The following is a 20,071-nucleotide window of genomic DNA, read 5'->3' as shown; positions in this document are numbered from 1 at the left end:
TCGCTGGATCGAGAAAAAATCCCGATTGACTCATCCACGGAGCAGGGATTAGAACGTTCCAATAAATTCGATTGAGAAAACCGGGAGGAGACATCTGGATGGCCAGCCGCGCCAAGGCGACGATCTTCGACATCGCCCGCGAGGCAGGCGTGTCCAAATCGACGGTGTCGCTCGTGCTCCAGGGCAGCGGGCTGATCCGCCCCGAGACCGCGGTCAAGGTTCGCAAGGCGATCGAGGATGTCGGCTATGTCTACAATCGCGGCGCCGCCAATCTGCGCAAGGCCCATTCCAACGTCATCGGCATGGTCATCAACGATCTCACCAATCCGTTCTTCGCTGAACTGGCAGTGGGCATGGAGCGCGTCTTCCAGTCGGCCGGCATCGTGCCGTTCATCGCCAACACGGCGGAGAACCCGGTGCGCCAGGAAGAAGTGTTGAAATCGCTGATGGAGCAAGGCGTCGCCGGCCTCATCGTCTCGCCGGCGCGCGGCACCACGCCGGGTGCCTTCCGGCGGCTGGAGATGGCGGGCGTTCCGGTCGTCTTCGCCATGCGCCGCTTGCCGGAAAGCCGCATCCCGGTGATCACGCCCGATAATCATCGTGGCGCCTATCTCGCCACCGCTCATCTCGTCGGCAAGGGGCATCGCCGCCTGGCCTTCTTCGGCGGCTCGTCCGACCTCATCGTCTATCATGAGCGCTTGGGCGGCTTTCGCGAAGCCTGCGAAACGCTTGGCATAGACCCCCGCGACGCGCTCATCATCGAGGGCGAGACCAACCGCAAGGGCGGCATGGCCTGCCTGGAGACGTCGCTCGCAATGGCCGAGCCGCCAACGGCGGCGCTCTGCTTCAACGATGCCGTCGCCTTCGGTGTCATGCTGGCGCTGCGCAAACGCGGACTTGAGCCGGGCGCGGATTTCGCCGTCGTCGGCTTCGACGATGTGGTCGAGGCCGAACATTACATGCCGGCGCTAACCAGCGTCGCGGTGGACTCCGCCGGTCTCGGCGAACGCGCGGCCCACGTCATGATCAAGATGATCCAGTCGCGCACCACGCGCGCCGAGGACCATATCGGCGCCGTCAATCTCGTGGTCAGGGAAAGCTGCGGCCCAGATCGCCGCACGCGAAACAGGCCCGCGGCAACGGGAGCCGCAAGATGAGCATCAAATGGGGGCTGATCGGCGCCAGCACGATCGCCCGGCAATTCATGATCGACGCCGTTCGCGCGCAAGCCGATGGCGAGATCGCGGCTGTAATGAGCTCCAGCGAGGAACGCGCCGCGGCCTATGCAAGGGAAAATGGCATTCCGGCCGCCGTATCAAACCTCGATGCCTTGCTCGGATCCGACATCGACGCCGTCTACATCTCGACCACCAACGAACTGCACCTCGAACAGGCACTCGCCGCGATCGAGGCAGGAAAGCATGTGCTGTGCGAGAAGCCGCTGGCGCTGACCAGCGACGACGCGCGTAGAATGGTCGCCGCGGCCAAGGCCGCGGGCATTGTGCTCGGCACCAATCACCATCTGCGCAATGCCGGGGCTCACCGGGCGATGCGCGAGGCGATTGCCGCCGGCCGCATCGGCCAGCCCATTGCCGCGCGGGTCTTCCATTCCGTCTACCTGCCCGAGAACCTGCAGGGTTGGCGCATCGCCAGGCCCGAGGCCGGCGGCGGCGTGGTGCTCGACATCACCGTGCACGATGCCGACACGCTTCGCTTCGTGCTTGGCGACGATCCGGTCGAGGTTTCCGCGTTCACGCAATCGGCCGGCATGGCCGGCAGCGGGTTGGAAGACGGCGCCATGTGCATCTGGCGCTTCAAGTCGGGCCTCATCGCGCAATCGCATGAAGGCTTCACCACCAGATTTGCCGACACCGGTTTCGAGGTGCACGGCTCGCAGGGTTCGCTGATCGCCCGCAATGTCATGACGCAGAAACCGGTCGGCACGGTGACGCTGCGCACCGCGGGTGGCGAGGAAGAATTGAGCTTCGACCGCGACAACCTCTATGCCAGGTCGGTGGGCCGGTTCCATGCCGCGATCCGTGGCGAGGACCAGCCCTCCGCCACCGGCGAGGACGGCATCTGGTCGCTCACAGCGGCCGAGGCGGCATTGCAGTCGGCCAATTCCGGCAGAGCCGTCAAGATCGACCCGAAACTCGGGAGCATGAATTGAGCAAGGTCGTTTCATCGGCGCAGGCAGCCAGCCTGATCAAGGACGGCATGGTCGTCTCGGTGTCCTCGTCGAGCGGTCTTGGCTGTCCGGACGCCGTGCTCGCCGCCATCGGCGAACGCTTCGACAGCGAAGGCCATCCGAAGGACATCACCACCCTGCATCCCATCGCCGCCGGCGACATGTATGGCATCAAGGGCATCGATCATCTGGCCAAGCCCGGCCTGTTGAAGCGCACGCTGTGCGGCTCCTATCCGTCGGGGCCCTCCTCGGCCGAACCGCCGCAGATCTGGAAGATGATCGGCGACAATTCCGTCGCCGCCTATAACGTGCCGTCCGGCATCCTGTTCGACATGCACCGCGAGGCCGCCGCCAAGCGGCCGGGCGTGCTGACCAAGGTCGGCCTCGACACTTTCGCCGACCCGCGCCACCAGGGCTGCGCCATGAACGCCGCCGCCGGCGAACCGATCGTCTCGGTGCAGCAATTCGACGGCGAGGAATGGCTCTATTTCCGCGCCATCGTGCCGCAAGTCTCGATCATCCGCGCCACCACGGCGGACGAGCGCGGCAACCTGACCTACGAGCATGAGGGCGCCTATCTCGGTGGGCTGGAACAGGCGCTCGCCGCCCGCAACAATGGCGGCATCGTCATCGCGCAGGTCAAGCGCGTCGTCGAGAACGGCACGCTGAAGCCGCATGATGTGCGCGTGCCGGGCGTGCTGGTCGACCATATCGTCGTGGCGCCCGACCAGTTACAGACGACGCTGACGCCTTACGATCCGGCGATTTCGGGTGAGATCTTCCGGCCGCTGTCGACCTTCCGCAACGCGGAGATGAACGTCCAGAAGGTGATCGCGCGCCGCGTCGCCATGGAGCTGCGCGACGGCATGGCCGTCAACATAGGCTTCGGCATCTCGGCCAACGTGCCGCGCATCCTTCTGGAAGAAGGCCAGCACGGCAAGGTCACCTGGGTGATCGAACAGGGTGCCGTCGGTGGCGTGCCGCTGCTCGACTTCAAGTTCGGTTGCGCCTCCAATGCCGAGGCGATCATGCCCTCGCCGCACCAGTTCATCTATTTCCAGGCCGGCGGCTTCGACGCCTCGCTGCTCTCCTTCCTGCAGATCGACCGCCACGGCTCGGTCAATGTCTCGAAACTTTCGGCGCGGCCGCATGTCACCGCCGGCGCCGGCGGCTTCGTCGACATCACGTCACGGGCGAAGAAGATTGTTTTCTCTGGCTTCTTCAACGCCGGGGCAAAGCTCTCGCTGGCCGATGGCGGCATTCGCATCGATGCGGAGGGCAAGGTCAAGAAAGTCGTCAATGAGGTTGAGCATATCTCCTTCTCGGGCAAGCGTGCCGTCGCTCAAGGGCAGGACATCACCTATGTCACCGAGCGCTGCGTGATGAAGCTGACGCCCGATGGGCTGATGGTGACGGAACTGGCGCCCGGTATCGACCTCGAGCGCGATGTGCTGGCACAGGCCGAGATCCCGCTCAACGTGGCCAATGACCTCAAGGTGACGCCGGCCGCGCTCTACCAGGATCGGCCGATCGGCCTGTCACTCAATGGCGGCGCCTCGCTTGGAGGCGCGCATGGCTGAGCGCCTCGTCACCTTCGAGCGGGATGGCGCGATCGGCATCGTCACCTTGCGCCGGCCCGAAAAATTCAACGCGCTCGACATCCCGATGCTGCGCGCGCTGGAGGCGGCTCTCGATGAGGCGGAAAGCGCCGAAGATGTCCGCGCCGTCCTCATATGCGGCGAAGGCAAGGGATTTTGCGCCGGCGGCGATGTCGAGGCCTGGGGCGGCATGAGTGCCGCAGATTTCCAGGTGCAATGGGTGCGCTACGGCCACCGTGTCTTCGACCGGCTGGCACGGCTGCGGCAGCCGACCATCGCCGTTCTGTCCGGCCATGCTCTCGGCGGCGGGCTGGAACTGGCTGTCGCTTGCGATTTTCGCGTCGCCGAAACCCAGGTGAAGCTCGGCTTCCCCGAGACCTCGATCGGTGTCGTCCCCGGCTGGTCCGGCACGCAACGCGCGGTGCGCCGCTTCGGCGCCCAGACGGTGCGTCGCATGGCTGTCGGTGGCGAGATTTTTCTGGCGGCTGAAGCGCTCGTGCTTGCCATCGTCGACCGCGTCGTCGAAACCGGCAAGGCGTTAGACGAAGCCAAGGCCTGGGCTGGGAAAATCGCCGAACGCGGGCCGCTGGCGACCGAAGCCGCCAAGCTGATGATCGCCGTTGCCGAAGGCGAGGAAAGCGCTGCCGCGACCGAAGCCCTGGCCAGCGGTTTCATAGCGCTCACCGGCGATCTCAAGGCCGGCGTCGGCTCCTTCAAGACCAAGCAGAAGCCCGTGTTTTCGCGTTCCTAGGACAGAGTGGAAATCACATGAATGCACCTCTGAAGATTTCCATGCCCGCCGAGGCTTCCGCCGCGCCCAAGGCGTACAAGCTGCTGATCGACGGCAAGCATGTCGATGCCCGCGACGGCCGTATGCTGGAACGCAAGAGCCCCGGCCACGGCTTCACCGTTTCACACTATGCTCAGGCAGGGGCTGCCGAAGTGGAAGCCGCGATGCAGGCCGCGCACAGGGCGTTCGAGACCGGTCCTTGGCCGCGCATGAAGGCGGCCGAGCGCGCCGCGATCCTGCTCAAGGCGGCCGACCTGATCGAGGCCCGGCTGGAAGACATCGCCCGCCTCGATGCGCTGGAATCCGGCAAGCCGATTACCCAGGCGCGCGGCGAGATTGGCGGCGCCGTCGACATCTGGCGCTATGCCGCCTCGCTTGCCCGCACGCTGCATGGCGAGAGCTACGCCAATCTCGGCGACGCCATGCTGGGCGTCGTGCTGCGCGAGCCGATCGGTGTCGTCTCGATCATCACGCCGTGGAATTTCCCGTTCCTCATCGTCAGCCAGAAACTGCCTTTCGCGCTGGCCGCCGGCTGTACGGCCGTGGTCAAGCCGAGCGAGATGACGTCGGCCTCGACCTTCGTGCTCGGCGACATCCTGATGGAGGCTGGCCTGCCCGCCGGCGTCGTCAACATCCTCGCCGGTCTTGGCGCCGATGTCGGCGCGCCAATGGTCAGCCATCTCCTGGTCGAGATGGTGTCGTTCACCGGTTCCACCCGCGTCGGCAAGATGACCATGGCGGCGGCCGCGAATTCCCTGAAGAAGGTTTCGATGGAACTCGGCGGCAAGAACGGCCAGATCGTCTTCCCCGATGCCGATCTCGAGGCGGCCGCCGATGCAGCGGTGTTCGGCGGCTTCTTCAATGCCGGCGAATGCTGCAATGCCGGCAGCCGGTTGATCGTGCACGAAGCGATCGCCGACGATTTCCTGGCCGCCGTGAAGGCGTTGACCGCAAAGGTAGCCGTGGGCGATCCACTCGATATCAGGACCAAGGTCGGTGCGATGATTTCCTCCGACCATCTGGCCAAGGTCACCGATTACATCGCGGCCGCCGCGAGTGACGGGGTCCGCATCTACAGCGGCGGCGGGCAACTCCCTTCCAATGCCGGCCAATATCTCGATCCGACGATCTTACGCAACGTCACCGAAAACATGGCCGTCGCCCGCGAGGAAGTGTTCGGGCCGGTGCTCTCGGTGCTGACTTTTGAAACGATTGAAAAGGCGTTGCACATCGCCAACAACACGCCCTATGGTCTGTCGGCGGGTGTGTGGAGCGCCAGCATCGACACCTGCATGTCGGTGGCGCGGGGCGTGCGTTCGGGGACGGTCTGGGTGAACACGTTCATGGAAGGTTATCCAGAACTGCCGTTCGGCGGCTACAAGCAGTCGGGCCTGGGCCGCGAACTCGGCAAGCGCGCCGTCGAGGACTATACCGAGGAAAAGACAATCCAGTTTCATCGCGGCCAGCGCACCGGTTGGTGGGTCGGCTGAGTTGGGAGACCCCGGCGGCATCCGCCGGTCACGTGAGTTGCAACAAGGGAGGAAGTACATGTTGCGCAAACTGCTTATCGGAACGGCTCTCGCTTCGGGCCTGGCTTTCGCGGCCCATGCCGAGGACGTCAAGGAAGTGCAGATGCTGCATTGGTGGACGTCGGGCGGCGAAGCGGCTGCCCTCAACGTGCTCAAGCAGGATCTGGCCAAGGAAGGCTATGCCTGGAAGGACGTGCCGGTGGCCGGCGGCGGCGGCGATGCCGCCATGACCGCGCTGAAGGCGATGGTCGCGGCCGGCAACTATCCGACCGCCTCGCAGATGCTCGGCTATACCGTGCTCGACTATGCCGCGGCCGGCGTGATGGGCGACCTCACCGAGACGGCGAAGAAGGAAGGCTGGGACAAATCGGTTCCGGCCGCCCTGCAGAAATTCTCCGTCTATGACGGCAAGTGGGTCGCCGCTCCGGTCAACGTCCACTCGGTCAACTGGCTGTGGATCAACAAGGCGGTGATGGACAAGATCGGCGGCGCCGAGCCGAAGACCTTCGATGATTTCATCGCCCTGCTCGACAAGGCCAAGGCGGCCGGCGTCACGCCGCTCGCGCTTGGCGGCCAGAACTGGCAGGAAGCCACCATGTTCGATTCCGTCGTGCTGTCGACCGGCGGGCCGGAGTTCTACAAGAAGGCGATGAACGACCTCGACGACGCCTCGCTCAAGTCCGACACGATGAAGAAGTCGTTCGACAACCTCGCCAAGCTCGTCACCTATGTCGACCCGAACTTCTCGGGCCGCGACTGGAACCTCGCCACCGCCATGGTCATCAAGGGCGATGCGCTGGTGCAGGTCATGGGCGACTGGGCCAAGGGCGAGTTCCACGCCGCCAACAAGACCCCGGGCACCGACTTCCTCTGCTACCGCTTCCCGGGCACAGACGGCTCGGTGGTCTACAACTCCGACATGTTCGGCATGTTCAACGTCCCCGACGACCGCAAGGCGGCCCAGGTCGCTCTGGCCACAGCCACGTTGTCGAAGAGCTTCCAGTCGGCCTTCAACGTCGTCAAGGGTTCGGTTCCGGCCCGCACCGACGTGCCTGACACCGACTTCGACGCTTGCGGCAAGAAGGGTATCGCCGACCTGAAGAAAGCCAATGAAGGCGGCACGCTGTTCGGCTCGCTGGCCCAGGGCTATGGCGCCCCTCCGGCTGTCGCCAATGCCTACAAGGACGTCGTCTCCAAATTCGTCCACGGTCAGATCAAGACCTCGGACGAGGCCGTGACCGAACTGGTCAAGGCAATCGACGACGCCAAGTAAGCACTAGGCACCCAAACACCTTCCCCGCTCCGGCGGGGGAGGTTCCCGGTCCGTGAGGCCGGTCGGCCGAACGCCGACGGGAGGAACCCCATGAGCACAGTTGCGACAACCCAGATCAAGCTGACGCCGGAGCATGCCCGCCCGCGGGCCTCGGTGCGCTCGCGGCTGCAGGACGCCTTGCCCAAGATCGTGCTGGCGCCGAGCTTCGCCATCACGGTCGTCTTCGTCTACGGCTTCATCCTGTGGACGATCTACCTGTCCTTCACCAACTCCAAGACCTTTCCGTCCTACGCCATAACCGGCGCGCGCGCCTACCAGCGGCTGTGGAACTGGACCTTCGACACCGATCCGCCGTCGAGCTGGTACACATCGATCACCAATATGGGCATTTTCGGCTTTCTCTACATCTTGATCTGTCTGGCGCTCGGCCTGTTCCTGGCCATCCTGCTCGACCAGAAGATCCGCGGCGAAGGCGTCTTGCGTCCCATCTACCTCTACCCGATGGCGCTCTCCTTCATCGTCACCGGCGTCGCCTGGAAATGGTTCCTCGACCCTGGCCTCGGCCTCGAGCAGACGCTGCACCAATGGGGCTGGACGAGCTTCCATTTCGACTGGATCAAGAACAAGGATTTCGTCATCTACACGGTGGTCATCGCCGGCGTCTGGCAGGCCTCCGGCTTCATCATGGCGATGTTCCTGGCCGGCCTGCGCGGCATTGACGGCGAGATCATGAAGGCGGCGCAGATCGACGGCGCCACCACCTTCCAGCTCTATCGCCGCATCGTTATTCCGCTGCTGCGGCCGATCTTCCTGTCGGCCTTCATCGTGCTCGCGCACCTTGCCATCAAATCCTATGACTTGGTCGTCGCGCTGACCAGCGGTGGCCCCGGTGGCTCGGCATGGCTGCCTTCGAACTTCATGTATGAGTACACCTTCAAGCGCAACGAAATGGCCGTCGGTTCGGCAAGCGCCGTGATCATGCTGATGACCATCGTCGCCATCATCGTGCCCTATCTCTATTCGGAACTCAGGGAGAAGCCGCGATGAGCGCTATGACCACTCCCGCCCGCCAGGCCAGCGGCGGCATGAACGTCAAACTCGTCAACCGCATCGTCATCTACGGACTTCTGGCGCTGTTCGCCCTGTTCTATCTGATGCCGTTGTTCGTCATGCTGGTGACCTCGTTCAAGACCATGGACGAGATCCAGAACGGCAACATGCTTTCGCTGCCCAAGGCGCCGACCTTCGATCCCTGGCTGAAGGCCTGGGGCGAGACCTGCGTCGGCCTCACCTGCGCCGGCATCAAGGGCTATTTCTGGAACTCCATCAAGATGGTGGTTCCCGCCGTGCTGATCTCGACCATGCTCGGTGCGCTCAATGGCTACGTGCTGACCAAATGGCGTTTTCGCGGGGCGACGCTGGTGTTCGGGCTGATGCTGTTTGCCTGCTTCATTCCGTTCCAGTCCGTTCTGCTGCCGATGGCGACGATCCTGGGCAGCGTCGGCCGCTTCGGCGTGACGCTGCAAAACTCGATCGGCACCAGCTTCGGCCTCGGCAATTCGACGGTCAATCTGGTCTTCGTCCACGTCGTCTACGGCATCGGCTTCACCACGCTGTTCTTCCGCAACTATTACGAGGCGTTCCCGACCGAACTGGTCAAGGCCGCCCAGGTCGACGGCGCTTCGTTCTTCCAGATCTTCCGGCGCATCATGCTGCCGAACTCGATGCCGATCTTCGTCGTCACCGTCATCTACCAATTCACCAACATCTGGAACGACTTCCTGTTCGCCTCCGCCTATGCCGGCACCGGCGATGCGATGCCGATGACGGTGGCGCTCAACAACGTCGTCAACACCTCGACCGGCGTCGTCGAATACAACGTCAACATGGCGGCGGCGATGATCGCCGCACTCCCCACCCTTCTCGTCTATGTGCTCGCCGGCCGCTATTTCGTGCGTGGCCTGATGGCGGGCGCGGTCAAAGGATAACCCAATGGCTTTTCTGGAAATTGATGGTCTGAGGAAGCGTTTCGGCCAGGTCGAGATCCTGAAAGGGATTAACCTCGAGCTGGAAAAAGGCGGCTTCCTGGTGCTGGTCGGTCCTTCCGGCTGTGGCAAGTCAACCTTACTCAACACCATTGCCGGACTGGAGACGATCACCTCTGGCGATATCCGCGTCGACGGCCGCACCATCACCGATCTTCATCCGTCCAAGCGCGATATCGCCATGGTGTTCCAGAGCTATGCGCTCTACCCCAACATGACGGTCGCCGGGAACATCTCCTTCGGCATGGAAATGCGCGGCGTGCCGGCCGACGAGCGGCAGAAGGCGATCGACAAGGTGGCCAAGATCCTGCAGATCGGCCATCTGCTGCAGCGCAAGCCGAGCCAGCTCTCCGGCGGCCAGCGCCAGCGCGTCGCCATGGGCCGGGCGCTGGTGCGGGACCCCAAGCTGTTCCTGTTCGACGAGCCGCTGTCCAACCTCGACGCCAAGCTGCGCGTCGACATGCGCATTGAGATCAAGCGCCTGCATGGCACCACGGGTACAACGATCGTCTATGTCACTCACGACCAGATCGAGGCGATGACGCTGGCGACCAAGATCGCCGTCATGCGTGACGGCGAGGTGCAGCAATTCGGCACGCCGGCCGAAATCTACAACAACCCCAGCAATGTCTTCGTCGCCGACTTCATGGGGTCGCCGGCAATGAACCTGATCCCGGCCACCATCGGCGGCAATGGCGGCGATCTGGCCGTCGTGCTCGATCGCGAGGCACGCCAGCCGATCACCTTGCCGATGGCCAACGCGCCGGCCGGATTGTCGGCATTCAAGGGCAAGCCGATCATCTTCGGCGTCCGCCCGGAGGCGCTTACCGATCCCGAAGGCGCGGAACGCAACGCCTCGCAAATCGCCACCGCCGATTGCCATATCGAGGTGGTGGAACCGGCCGGTTCCGACACTTTCGCCGTCACCAATCTCGGCGGCAAGGGCGTGGTGGCACGGCTGCGCGCCGATGCCAACATCCAGCCGGGCACCAGCACGCCGCTGGCCTTCAACCTGACCAAGGCGGTGTTCTTCGATCCGGCGACCGAGAACCGTATTCGCTGATGCGTGTCGCCAAAAGTGGATCCGGTTTTGGGGCAACGACATGCATCAAAACAAAGGACCTGAAGCGCGTCGCATGTGTCAATTCAATCGCGGCGCGCTTTAGGTGATGGCAAACCCCGATATCGTCATCATCGGTTCCGGCATCGGCGGCGCCACGATCGCTGCCGGTCTGGCCGGCAGCGGCGCCTCCATCCTGATGCTGGAGCGCGGCGAACCCTTGCCGGCGACCCCGCATGCGCGCGACACGCGCTCGATCTTCGTCGACGGCCACTACCGGCCGAAGGAGATGTGGCGCGAGGCCGGCGGCGGCGCCTTCAACCCAGGCAATTACTACTATGTCGGCGGCAACTCGAAATTCTTCGGCGCGGTGCTGATCCGCTATCGCAAGCAAGACTTTTCCGACATGGAGCACTTTGGCGGCGTGTCGCCGGCCTGGCCGTTTTCCTATGACGAATTCGAGCCATGGTATTCGAAAGCAGAGCAGCTTTTCCGCGTGCGCGGCGCGCTGGGCGAGGATCCAACCGAGCCATTTCATTCGGTTCCCTATGCCTTCAAGCCGGTGCCCGACGAGGCGCCGATCGCGCGTGCCCGCGCCGAGCTCAAGGGACTGGGCCTGCATCCGGCCTCCCTGCCACTCGGCGTCGACATAGAGACATGGCTGAAGGAGGGCAGGACCGGCTGGGACGCCTTCCCAAACACGGGCCAGGGAAAGATGGACGCGCAGACCGCACCGCTGGCAGCGGCATTGACCGATCCGAACATCAAGCTCGAGACCGGCGCCTATGTCGAATATCTCGAGACTGCCCCGGACGGCAAATCCATATCCGCCATACATTATCGCCAGAACGGCGAGCTGAAAAAGCTGTCGCCGAAACTGGTCATCCTGTCGGCCGGCGCGGTCAATTCAGCGGTCATCCTGCTACGCTCGCCCTCACCCGGTAATGGCAAGGGGGGCGACAAGGGCCTGGCCAACCGCTCCGACCAGGTCGGGCGCAATTTCATGAACCACAATTCGAGCGCCATGCTGGCGATCGATCCGCGCCGCAGGAATGATGCCGTCTACCAGAAGACGCTGATGCTGAACGACTACTATTTGTCCGACGGCAAGGGCGGCAAACCGCTCGGCAATGTCCAGCTTCTCGGCAAGATCGACGGCAACATGCTAAGGGCCAATGTGAAGCGGGTGCCGAAATTCGCGCTCGATTACATGGCCAGCCATGCCGTCGACTGGTACCTGATGTGCGAGGACCTGCCCGATCCCGAAAGCCGCATCATGGTCGACGGGAAGGACATCGTCATGCAGTGGCGGCGCTCCAACATGCAGTCGCTCGATGGGCTGACCAAGGTGATGCGCGCGAATTTTCGCGCCTGCGGTTATCCCATCGTGCTGTCGCGCCCTTTCGACAAGCGTACGCCCTCGCACCAGTGCGGCACGGTGAAAATGGGCGACGACCCGGCGACATCGCCGCTCGACCCCTTTTGCCGCGCCTTCGATCACCAGAACCTGTTCGTCGTCGACGCCAGTTTTCTGCCGAACTCGGCGGCGGTCAATCCGGCGCTGTCGATCGCCGCCCAGGCGCTACGGGTGGCGGACCATATCCGCAAGAGCGAACTAGCATGACCGGTTTGCGCCGCCCCTCATCCGCCTGCCGGCACCTTCTCCCCGTGAAGGACGGGGAGAAGGGACCTGGCCGCAACGCCGGCGACCTTTTTGCAGCGCTGGCGATTGGCGAAAGCGGCGATGACAGCGTCCTTCTCCCCGTCACTATACGGGGAGAAGTGCCCGGCAGGGCGATGAGGGGCAGCGCTAGCATTCGCAAGGCTAGCGCCCCATGACGCGCCCTGCCGCCATAGTCACCGGCGGTGCACGCGGCATTGGATTGGCCTGTGCCGAGGCGCTCGCCGACGCAGGCTTCGATATTCTTGTCGCAGACCTAGCCGACCAAGCGCCGGCCAATCTCGCCGCCAATATCACCGCGCGGGCTGCAAAATTCGCCTATATCAGATGCGACATCGCCAATCTCGAAAGCCACGCCGACCTCGTCGATATCGCCATGCGTGCCTTCGGCCGCATCGACTGCCTGGTCAACAATGCCGGCATCGGCGCCGTCGTGCGTGGCGACCTGCTGGATCTCAAACCCGACAATTTCGACCGCGCGCTCGGCATCAACCTGCGAGGCACCGTCTTCCTCAGCCAAGCCGTCGCCAAGGCGATGCTCCGCCAGCCCGGCGATCATGCGAAATCGATCATCACCATCACATCGGTCAGCGCCGAGATGGCCTCTCCAGAACGCTCCGAATATTGCATGTCGAAGGCAGGGCTTTCCATGTGGGTGAAGAACCTCGCGCTCAGGCTCGCCTCGGAAAACATCGGCGTGTTCGAGCTGCGGCCGGGCATCATCCGCACCGACATGACGGCGGGCGTGACCGCCAAATATGACGCGCTGATCGAAGGTGGATTGGTGCCGGCGAAACGCTGGGGCGAAGCCTCCGACATCGGCGCCATGGTGGCGGCGCTCGCTGCCAGCAGACTGGGCTTTTCGACCGGCTCGATCATTAATGTCGACGGCGCGCTCTCGGTGCCGCGGCTGTGAACGGATGAGACAATGACCGACTATATCATCGTGGGCGCCGGTCCGGCCGGCTGCGTTCTGGCCAACCGGCTGAGCGAGGATCCCTCCAATTCCGTGCTGCTGCTCGAAGCCGGCGGCAAGGACTGGCACCCCTATATCCACATGCCGGCGGGTTTCGCCAAGATGACCAAGGGCATTGCCTCCTGGGGCTGGTCGACCGTGCCGCAGAAGCACATGAAGGATCGCGTCTTCTGGTACACGCAGGCCAAGGTGGTCGGCGGCGGCTCCTCCATCAATGCGCAGATCTACACGCGCGGCAATGCCCGCGATTACGACGCCTGGGAGAAGGAGGAAGGGCTGGCCGGCTGGGGCTACCGCGACGTGCTGCCCTATTTCAAGCGCGCCGAGAACAACCAGCGTTTCGCCAACGATTTCCACGGCGACCAGGGCCCGCTCGGCGTGTCGAACCCGATTTCGCCGCTGCCGATCTGCGAGGCCTATTTCCGCGCCGGCCAGGAGATGGGTATCCCTTTCAACCCGGATTTCAACGGCGCTGCCCAAGCAGGCGTCGGCTATTACCAGCTGACCCAGAAGGATGCCCGGCGCTCTTCCGCCTCGGTCGCTTACTTGAAGCCGATTCGCGCCCGCAAGAATCTCACCGTCAGGACCGACGTGTTGGTCACCCGCATCGTCGTCGAGAAAGCCCGCGCTGTTGGCGTCGAGGTTGTAGATAAGCCGGGGGGTGAGACAAAAATCCTGCGCGCCGACCGCGAGGTGATCGTCTCGTCCGGCGCCATCGGCTCGCCGAAGCTGTTGATGCAGTCGGGCATCGGCCCGGCCGACCATCTGAAATCGGTCGGCGTGACGCCGGTGCACGATCTGCCCGGCGTCGGCTCCAACATGCAGGACCATCTCGACCTGTTCGTCATCGCCGAATGCACCGGCGATCACACCTATGACAATTACGCCAAGCTGCACCGCACGGCCTGGGCCGGCCTGCAATATCTGCTGTTGAAGAAGGGTCCGGTGGCTTCCAGCCTGTTCGAGACCGGCGGCTTCTGGTACGCCGACCCGACCGCCGCCTCGCCCGACATCCAGTTCCACCTGGGTTTGGGATCCGGCATCGAGGCCGGCGTCGAGAAATTGAACAACCCGGGCGTCACCTTGAACTCGGCCTTCCTGCGCCCGCGCTCGCGCGGCACGGTGCGGCTGAAAAGCGCCAACCCCGCCGACCATCCGCTGATCGACCCCAACTACTGGTCCGATCCCTATGACCGCGCCATGTCGCTCAAGGGACTGCGGCTGGCCCGCGAAATCATGCGGCAGGAGGCGCTGGCCCCATACGTGCTGCGCGAGGTGCTGCCCGGCCCATCGCTCGCCGGCGACGATGAACTGATCGACTATGCCTGCCGCACGTCCAAGACCGACCACCATCCGGTCGGCACCTGCCGCATGGGCCATGACGAGATGGCGGTGGTGACGCCGGATCTCAGGCTGCGCGGCATCGACGGCTTGCGTGTCTGCGACGCATCGGTGATGCCGCGTGTGCCTTCTTCCAACACCAATGCGCCGACCATCATGGTTGGCGAAAAGGGTGCTGATCTGATCCTTGGCCGCGAGCCGCTGGCGCCGGCGGTGTTTTCCGGCAATCACGCTGCTTAGGGAGTGGTAAAATGATCAGACACTGTGTTTTCGCCAGATTTCGTAGCGATGTGTCCCCGACCGAGCGCACGGCCATCCACGCCGACCTCGAGGCCTTGCGACAGGTGATCGAAGGCATGGAGACGGTTCATTTCAGCGCCAATGCCAGTCCGGAGCCTTTCGCACGGGGTTTCACCCATGGCTTCACCATCGACTTCCGCGATGCCGCGGCGCGCGACGCCTATCTGGTGCATGAGGCTCATCAGCGTGCCGGCGCCCGGCTGGTCGCGGCCCTCGAAGGCGGCACGGACGGATTGATGGTCTTCGATCTCGACCTTACGAAAAAGTGACCGCCGACCTTTCGAAAGCCGGCTGATCGCTGTTCTCTTTTGCCGACAAGGCGACATATCGTTCCTTTGGGGGCACCAAAGGAGGATGCCTTGAATCTCACTGCCGAGCAGAAGAAAACCGTTCTGGCCTCGTTCCTGGGCTGGACGCTCGACGCTTTTGATTTCTTCCTTCTGACATTCCTGCTCACCGATATTGCGAGTGAATTCCAGACCGATGTCCCGGCAGTCTCGAAGGCACTGTTCCTGACCTTGGCGACGCGCTTCATCGGCGCGTTCTTCTTCGGCATGCTCGCGGACAGATACGGTCGCAAGCCGATCCTGATGCTCAACATCGTCAGCTACTCGGTGATCGGGGCGCTGGCCGCCTTCTCTCCCAATCTCGGCATTTTCCTGGCGTTGCGTGCCCTGTTCGGCATCGCCATGGGCGGCGAATGGGGGCTCGGCTCCTCGCTCGCCATGGAGTCCATTCCGCCGAGCGCGCGCGGCATGGTCTCGGGTATCCTGCAATGCGGCTATCCCGCCGGCTACCTGCTGGCGGCGGTAGTCTATGGCTTGCTCTACCAGCAGACGATCGGTGGCTATACGATCGGCTGGCGCTTCATGTTCCTGCTCTCCTTCATCCCGGCGCTGATCGTACTCTTCATCCGCTCGCACGTCCCGGAATCACCCGCCTTCGTCGAGGCGCAGAAATCCGTCAAGCCGGGGCTTCTGGAGACGCTGCAGAAGCACTGGGGCGTCGCGCTCTATGCCGTGGTGCTGATGATGTTCTTCAATTTCTTCAGCCATGGCACGCAGGATCTCTACCCGACCTTCCTGAAGAAGCAGCATGGCTTTGATCCGCATACGGTGAGTTGGATCACCATCGTCGCCAATATCGGCGCCATTGTCGGCGGCCTGGCGTTCGGCGCGCTGTCGGAGAAGATCGGCCGCATCAATGCCATTACTTTGGCCTGCATCATCGCCCTGCCGGCCATCCCGCTATGGGCCTACAGCTCAACGCCCTTCATGCTGGCCATCGGCGCCTTCATCATGCAGGTCGCGGTCCAGGGCGCCTGGGGCGTCATCCCGGTGCATCTCAACGAGCTTTCGCCCGGCGCGGTGCGCGCGACCTTGCCCGGCTTCATCTACCAGGCCGGCAATCTCGCCGCCTCTTATGGCGGTCCCTATCAGGCGGGGATCGCCGAGGCGCCCGGTGGCAGCTATGGCTACGCGCTGGCGCTGTTCGCCGGCGTGGTCGCCGTCTGCATCATCGTCGTCATCCGCTTCAGTCCGGAGCGGCGCGGCCAGGTGATGACCGTGCTGGGTTGAGGACGCTCACCCCAGCCGGAGCGCGATCACTCCGGCGACAATGCTGAGCGCGGCCGCACCGCGCCAGCCCGTCATCTTCTCGCCGAGCGCGTAGACCGAGATCATCATGGCGAACAGGATCGAGGTCTCGCGCAATGACGCCACCGAGGCGATCGGCGCCTTGGTCATGGCCCACATCACGATCCAGTAAGCCGCGCCGGAAAGCACGCCGGTGAACAGCCCGGTCTTCCAGTCGCGCGCCAACACCGGCAACGCCTTGGGCCCCCGGAAAACGAGGCACAGCACCAGCGCCCCAAGCGCATCGCAGATGAACAGCCAGGCGGCATAGCTTTGCGCGGTTGCCGCCAGCCGCGCGCCGCTGCCGTCGGACAGGGTGTAGCTGGCAATGAACACCGAGGTGCCGAAGGCGAAGCCGACCGCCCGCAGGTTCAGCTTCTCCAGATGCGCGCCGCCGCGAAACGACATCACCAGCGTGCCGGCCGACAACAGCAGGATGCCGACAATGGCGAGCGGCGCCGGCACCTCGGCGACGACGAACATGCCGCCGACCGCGGCCAGCAGAGGGGCCGTGCCGCGCGCCAGCGGATAGGTCTGGGCGAAATCGCCGGCCTGGTAGGCACCGATGAGGAAAGTGCGGTAGCCCATGTGGAAGATCACCGAGGCGATGATATAGGGCCAGACTTCCGCCTTCGGCACCTCGACAAAAGGCAGCACCACGAGGCCCGCGACCCCCATGCCGAGCGTCATCAGCGTGATCGACAGGAAGCGATCGAGATGCACCTTGACCAGCGCGTTCCAGATCGCATGCATGGCGGCGGCGGCAAGCACCGCGAAGAAGACGAAAAGCGTCATATGGGGCTCATCGACCTCCCGGGCCGAATGGCGTTTCGAGATCGATGTCGACCCGGACCGGGAAGTGATCGGACGCCACCTCGCCGATATCGGCGCCGATCGATTTCACCCGCCCGGCCAACATACCACCGACGAAGCAATGGTCCAGCCGGCGCTTTGCCAGCCTGCCGTCGATGATCTTCTCATGCGTGTGGAAATCACCAGCCGGTTCGACCGCCACGGCTGCGGCATCGACGAAGCCGCCAAGATAGGCAGCACCCCGATGGTAGGGCGTGCTGCCGACGATGCGGCGGTGTTCGGCGCTGCCCGGCTCCATGTTGAAATCGCCCAGCCAGATCGCCGCCGGTGGATTTTCCGGCTCTGATTCTCCATGCGTCCAGTTGCGCGAAGGCTCGTCATCGGTGCCGCTCCACGGACCGCCTTCCGATGGCGCCCGGCGGTGCTCGGCCAAGAGATAATCAATCTGCTCCAGCCGCTCTTCCGCCGCGATGTGCGCGAGATGCAGCGAAAGCACCCTGACCGGCCCTGCCGGCGTGCGGATCATGCATTCGAGCGCGGCGTTGCGCGTGTTGAGCGGACGCAACGTGCGGCGCATCGGCAGCGCGTGCAACCGCGACCAGACAATCGGCAGTTTCGACAGAACCATGGTGCCGAACTGCCGGCGCCGGTTGACCAAATGGCCGTCCCGCCATTCGCTGGCATCCATGTCGAAGGCCGGGCCATACACCCAGTGATAACCAGGCAAAAGGCGTGAAAGCATTTCCGCCTGGTCGTCGAAATTGCTGCGCTGCCAGTGCCGCTCGATCTCCTGCAAGGCGATGATGTCGGCGCCGGCGACAAGGCGCGCCGCGCGCGAAAGATCGTAGCGCGTGTCGCTGCCGAACCCGTACTGGATGTTGTAGCTGACCAGCTTCATTGCTTATCCGGCTCACTTCTCGGCGTTGGCAGTAACGGTTCGGTCGATTGCTTGCAATGTGCAGGAAGACGGACGGGGCTTGGGCCAGCAGGGCGGTTGAGACTCGGTATCTGCTAGTCGGTGGTCAGCGGCTGGAAGCGGCCGGCGGGCGACGCCGCCAATTCCGCCCAGTCGATCTCTTCCTCCAGCCGGTGATAGGCCTCGTCACCGATCGTGCCATTGCTGCGCAGTTCCTCCAGCGTGTCGCGCTGGCGGTTGATGGCATAAAGGCGCAGCCGGTCGTATTCGGTCGCGGCCTGCGCGTCGTCGGGGTTTTCAGCGATCACACGCTGAGCCTCATACTGCTCGCGCACGACGGCGGCCGCCGCCGAGGTCTTGCGGTTCAGCACGTCCAGCGCTGCCTGCATGATGGCGACGCGCGCCTTCGCCACCTCATTGTCGACGGTTCTGTCCTTGTCGAAGTTGATCCAGCGCAGCAGCGGCTTTAGCGTCATGCCCTGCAGCACCAGCGTGCCCAGAACCACCGCGAAGGCGGCGAGCACGATCGGATCGCGGCCGGGAAAATTGGCCGGCAGCGCAATGGCCACGACCAGCGTCACCAGCCCGCGCATGCCGCACCAGCCGACGAGAACGGCGCCTCCGAAAGTCGGCAACTCCCGCCTTGCCTCTTTGCCGCCGAAGCGGGCAATCCATCGGATGATCGCGACGTAACTCGCCACCCAGGCAAGACGTGCGACGATAACGACGACCAGCACCGTTGCGGCGAAAAGGAATGCTTCGCCTTGCCCGTCTCCGGCCAGCCTGCCGACGATCGTGCGTGCCTGCAGGCCCATCAGCACGAACGCCAGCACATTGAGCACGAACACCGCCGACTCCCAGACCGAATAGGTGCTGACGCGGCGTCTCGCCGACGAGTGGCGCGGTCCCCTGCGTGCAATGGTCATGGCATAGACGACAATGGTGATGATGGCGGAAAGACCGAGCTTGTCGGCGATGATCCAGACGGCAAAGGTTCCGGCAAACTGGACCACGGTGCTGCTCGCCGCATCCTCGATGCGGGTGAGCGCCAACAGCGACACGCGGCCAAACAGATAGCCCGCGACAAGACTGCCAATCGTCGCCAGCAGGATCACCGGAATGGCGTTGCTCAGCATGATCGATCCCAGCGCTGCCGAAACCGCCAGCCGATAGATCAGCAGCGCCGTGGCATCGTTGAGCAGGCTCTCGCCCTGCAGTATGGCGGTGATGCGGTGCGGCACCTTGAACTGCCCGAGCACCGCCGATGCCGCCACCGCATCCGGCGGCGCGACGATGGCGCCAAGCGCGACCGCCGCCGCGATCGGCAGTCCGGCCATCTTCCAGCCGACGAAGGCAACCACGACGGTGGTGAAGACCACAGCGCCGAGCGCCAGCAGCACCAGCGACAGCCGGTAGCGCTTCAGGTCGCGCAGCGACGTGTCAAAGGCGGCATCGAGCAGCACCGGCGCGATGAACAGGGCAAGCGCCAGTTCCGGGTCGATCTCGATCACTGGCGCGCCCGGCACGAAGGCAATCGCGACGCCGGCCAGGGCCAGCAGGGACGGATAGGGAATCTCCAGCCGTCGCGACAGCGCCGTCAGCGCGACGGCGGTCAAAAGCAGGACGAGGGTCAGTTCAAAAAGAGCCATGGGCGGTTACTTCTGGAGACCGGATTGCCGACGCGGATATTCCCGCAAGATGCGGTGGATTGGCCATCAAACTCAAGCCCTCTGGCCGCACGTCTCAAACCGCCTCCTGCCCCGCATGATCCTCGTCGGCTGCTCGGGATATCATGGACGCCGCGAAAGCCATCGTCGAAAAACATCGCCGGGCTGTAACACGCATGTAAACGGTGGCCCTCTGTGAGCGTGACGGGCCTCCATGAAAGGCCGCACGCCCATCAGAAAGCGTGGCACCCTGATCTGGA

At 63.9% G+C, this 20,071-nt stretch carries 17 protein-coding genes; 14 read left to right on the top strand and 3 right to left on the bottom strand.

The genetic code is table 11. The features are described 5' to 3' along the window. Positions 1 to 98 precede the first annotated feature (98 nt). The 14 genes from EN808_RS02220 to EN808_RS02150 all read left to right on the top strand — a co-directional run bounded on the left by EN808_RS02220 (position 99) and on the right by EN808_RS02150 (position 16,358). A complete protein-coding gene (locus EN808_RS02220; RefSeq protein WP_127869911.1) occupies positions 99 to 1,157 on the top strand; it encodes a LacI family DNA-binding transcriptional regulator in 1,059 nt (352 codons plus the stop codon). Further along, positions 1,154 to 2,170, top strand: coding sequence for a Gfo/Idh/MocA family oxidoreductase (locus EN808_RS02215; protein ID WP_127279787.1), 1,017 nt, complete (start codon positions 1,154 to 1,156; stop codon positions 2,168 to 2,170). Before EN808_RS02220 ends, EN808_RS02215 begins: the two co-directional genes overlap by 4 nt. Continuing rightward, positions 2,167 to 3,768 carry an acyl CoA:acetate/3-ketoacid CoA transferase gene (locus EN808_RS02210; RefSeq protein WP_127279786.1) on the top strand — a complete coding sequence of 534 codons (1,602 nt, stop codon included), beginning with the start codon at positions 2,167 to 2,169 and terminating at the stop codon, positions 3,766 to 3,768. The genes EN808_RS02215 and EN808_RS02210 overlap by 4 nt, the downstream gene beginning before the upstream one ends. After that, positions 3,761 to 4,537 (top strand): enoyl-CoA hydratase/isomerase family protein, encoded by a 777-nt coding sequence (locus tag EN808_RS02205; RefSeq protein ID WP_127279785.1) that lies wholly within the window; start codon positions 3,761 to 3,763, stop codon positions 4,535 to 4,537. The genes EN808_RS02210 and EN808_RS02205 overlap by 8 nt, the downstream gene beginning before the upstream one ends. A gap of 17 nt (positions 4,538 to 4,554) precedes the next feature. Further along, positions 4,555 to 6,066: an aldehyde dehydrogenase family protein gene (locus EN808_RS02200; RefSeq protein WP_135915029.1), complete on the top strand. Its 1,512-nt coding sequence runs from the start codon at positions 4,555 to 4,557 to the stop codon at positions 6,064 to 6,066. A gap of 58 nt (positions 6,067 to 6,124) precedes the next feature. Next, positions 6,125 to 7,378 (top strand): ABC transporter substrate-binding protein, encoded by a 1,254-nt coding sequence (locus EN808_RS02195; RefSeq protein ID WP_135915028.1) that lies wholly within the window; start codon positions 6,125 to 6,127, stop codon positions 7,376 to 7,378. Between the two features lie 90 nt (positions 7,379 to 7,468). Then, positions 7,469 to 8,425 (top strand): sugar ABC transporter permease, encoded by a 957-nt coding sequence (locus EN808_RS02190; RefSeq protein ID WP_135881339.1) that lies wholly within the window; start codon positions 7,469 to 7,471, stop codon positions 8,423 to 8,425. Next, entirely contained in the window at positions 8,422 to 9,366 is a 945-nt protein-coding gene (locus tag EN808_RS02185; protein ID WP_135915027.1) for a carbohydrate ABC transporter permease, read from the top strand. The genes EN808_RS02190 and EN808_RS02185 overlap by 4 nt, the downstream gene beginning before the upstream one ends. A 4-nt stretch (positions 9,367 to 9,370) precedes the next feature. Continuing rightward, positions 9,371 to 10,486 (top strand): ABC transporter ATP-binding protein, encoded by a 1,116-nt coding sequence (locus EN808_RS02180; protein WP_135915026.1) that lies wholly within the window; start codon positions 9,371 to 9,373, stop codon positions 10,484 to 10,486. Between the two features lie 106 nt (positions 10,487 to 10,592). Continuing rightward, positions 10,593 to 12,107: a GMC family oxidoreductase gene (locus tag EN808_RS02175; RefSeq protein WP_127279213.1), complete on the top strand. Its 1,515-nt coding sequence runs from the start codon at positions 10,593 to 10,595 to the stop codon at positions 12,105 to 12,107. A 211-nt stretch (positions 12,108 to 12,318) separates the two neighbouring features. Then, a complete protein-coding gene (locus EN808_RS02165; RefSeq protein ID WP_127279214.1) occupies positions 12,319 to 13,080 on the top strand; it encodes a 3-ketoacyl-ACP reductase in 762 nt (253 codons plus the stop codon). A 12-nt stretch (positions 13,081 to 13,092) separates the two neighbouring features. Further along, positions 13,093 to 14,721 carry a GMC family oxidoreductase N-terminal domain-containing protein gene (locus tag EN808_RS02160; protein ID WP_127869917.1) on the top strand — a complete coding sequence of 543 codons (1,629 nt, stop codon included), beginning with the start codon at positions 13,093 to 13,095 and terminating at the stop codon, positions 14,719 to 14,721. A gap of 11 nt (positions 14,722 to 14,732) precedes the next feature. Next, positions 14,733 to 15,050 (top strand): Dabb family protein, encoded by a 318-nt coding sequence (locus EN808_RS02155; protein ID WP_127281047.1) that lies wholly within the window; start codon positions 14,733 to 14,735, stop codon positions 15,048 to 15,050. 90 nt (positions 15,051 to 15,140) lie between these two features. Continuing rightward, positions 15,141 to 16,358, top strand: coding sequence for an MFS transporter (locus tag EN808_RS02150; RefSeq protein ID WP_189343705.1), 1,218 nt, complete (start codon positions 15,141 to 15,143; stop codon positions 16,356 to 16,358). Positions 16,359 to 16,364: 6 nt separating this feature from the next. On the opposite strand, the gene EN808_RS02145 is transcribed toward EN808_RS02150, so the two are convergent. From EN808_RS02145 to EN808_RS02135, 3 genes are all read right to left on the bottom strand, one after another. Further along, positions 16,365 to 17,210: an EamA family transporter gene (locus EN808_RS02145; protein ID WP_127869919.1), complete on the bottom strand. Its 846-nt coding sequence runs from the start codon at positions 17,208 to 17,210 to the stop codon at positions 16,365 to 16,367. Positions 17,211 to 17,217: 7 nt separating this feature from the next. Then, positions 17,218 to 18,126: an endonuclease/exonuclease/phosphatase family protein gene (locus EN808_RS02140; RefSeq protein ID WP_127280172.1), complete on the bottom strand. Its 909-nt coding sequence runs from the start codon at positions 18,124 to 18,126 to the stop codon at positions 17,218 to 17,220. Positions 18,127 to 18,239: 113 nt separating this feature from the next. Next, positions 18,240 to 19,793, bottom strand: coding sequence for a sodium:proton antiporter (locus EN808_RS02135; protein WP_127280171.1), 1,554 nt, complete (start codon positions 19,791 to 19,793; stop codon positions 18,240 to 18,242). Between the last annotated feature and the right edge of the window lie 278 nt (positions 19,794 to 20,071).

This window comes from Mesorhizobium sp. M8A.F.Ca.ET.165.01.1.1, from assembly GCF_004792065.1.
Classification (GTDB): Bacteria; Pseudomonadota; Alphaproteobacteria; order Rhizobiales; family Rhizobiaceae; genus Mesorhizobium.
This window is presented reverse-complemented; position numbering and strand designations above follow the sequence as displayed.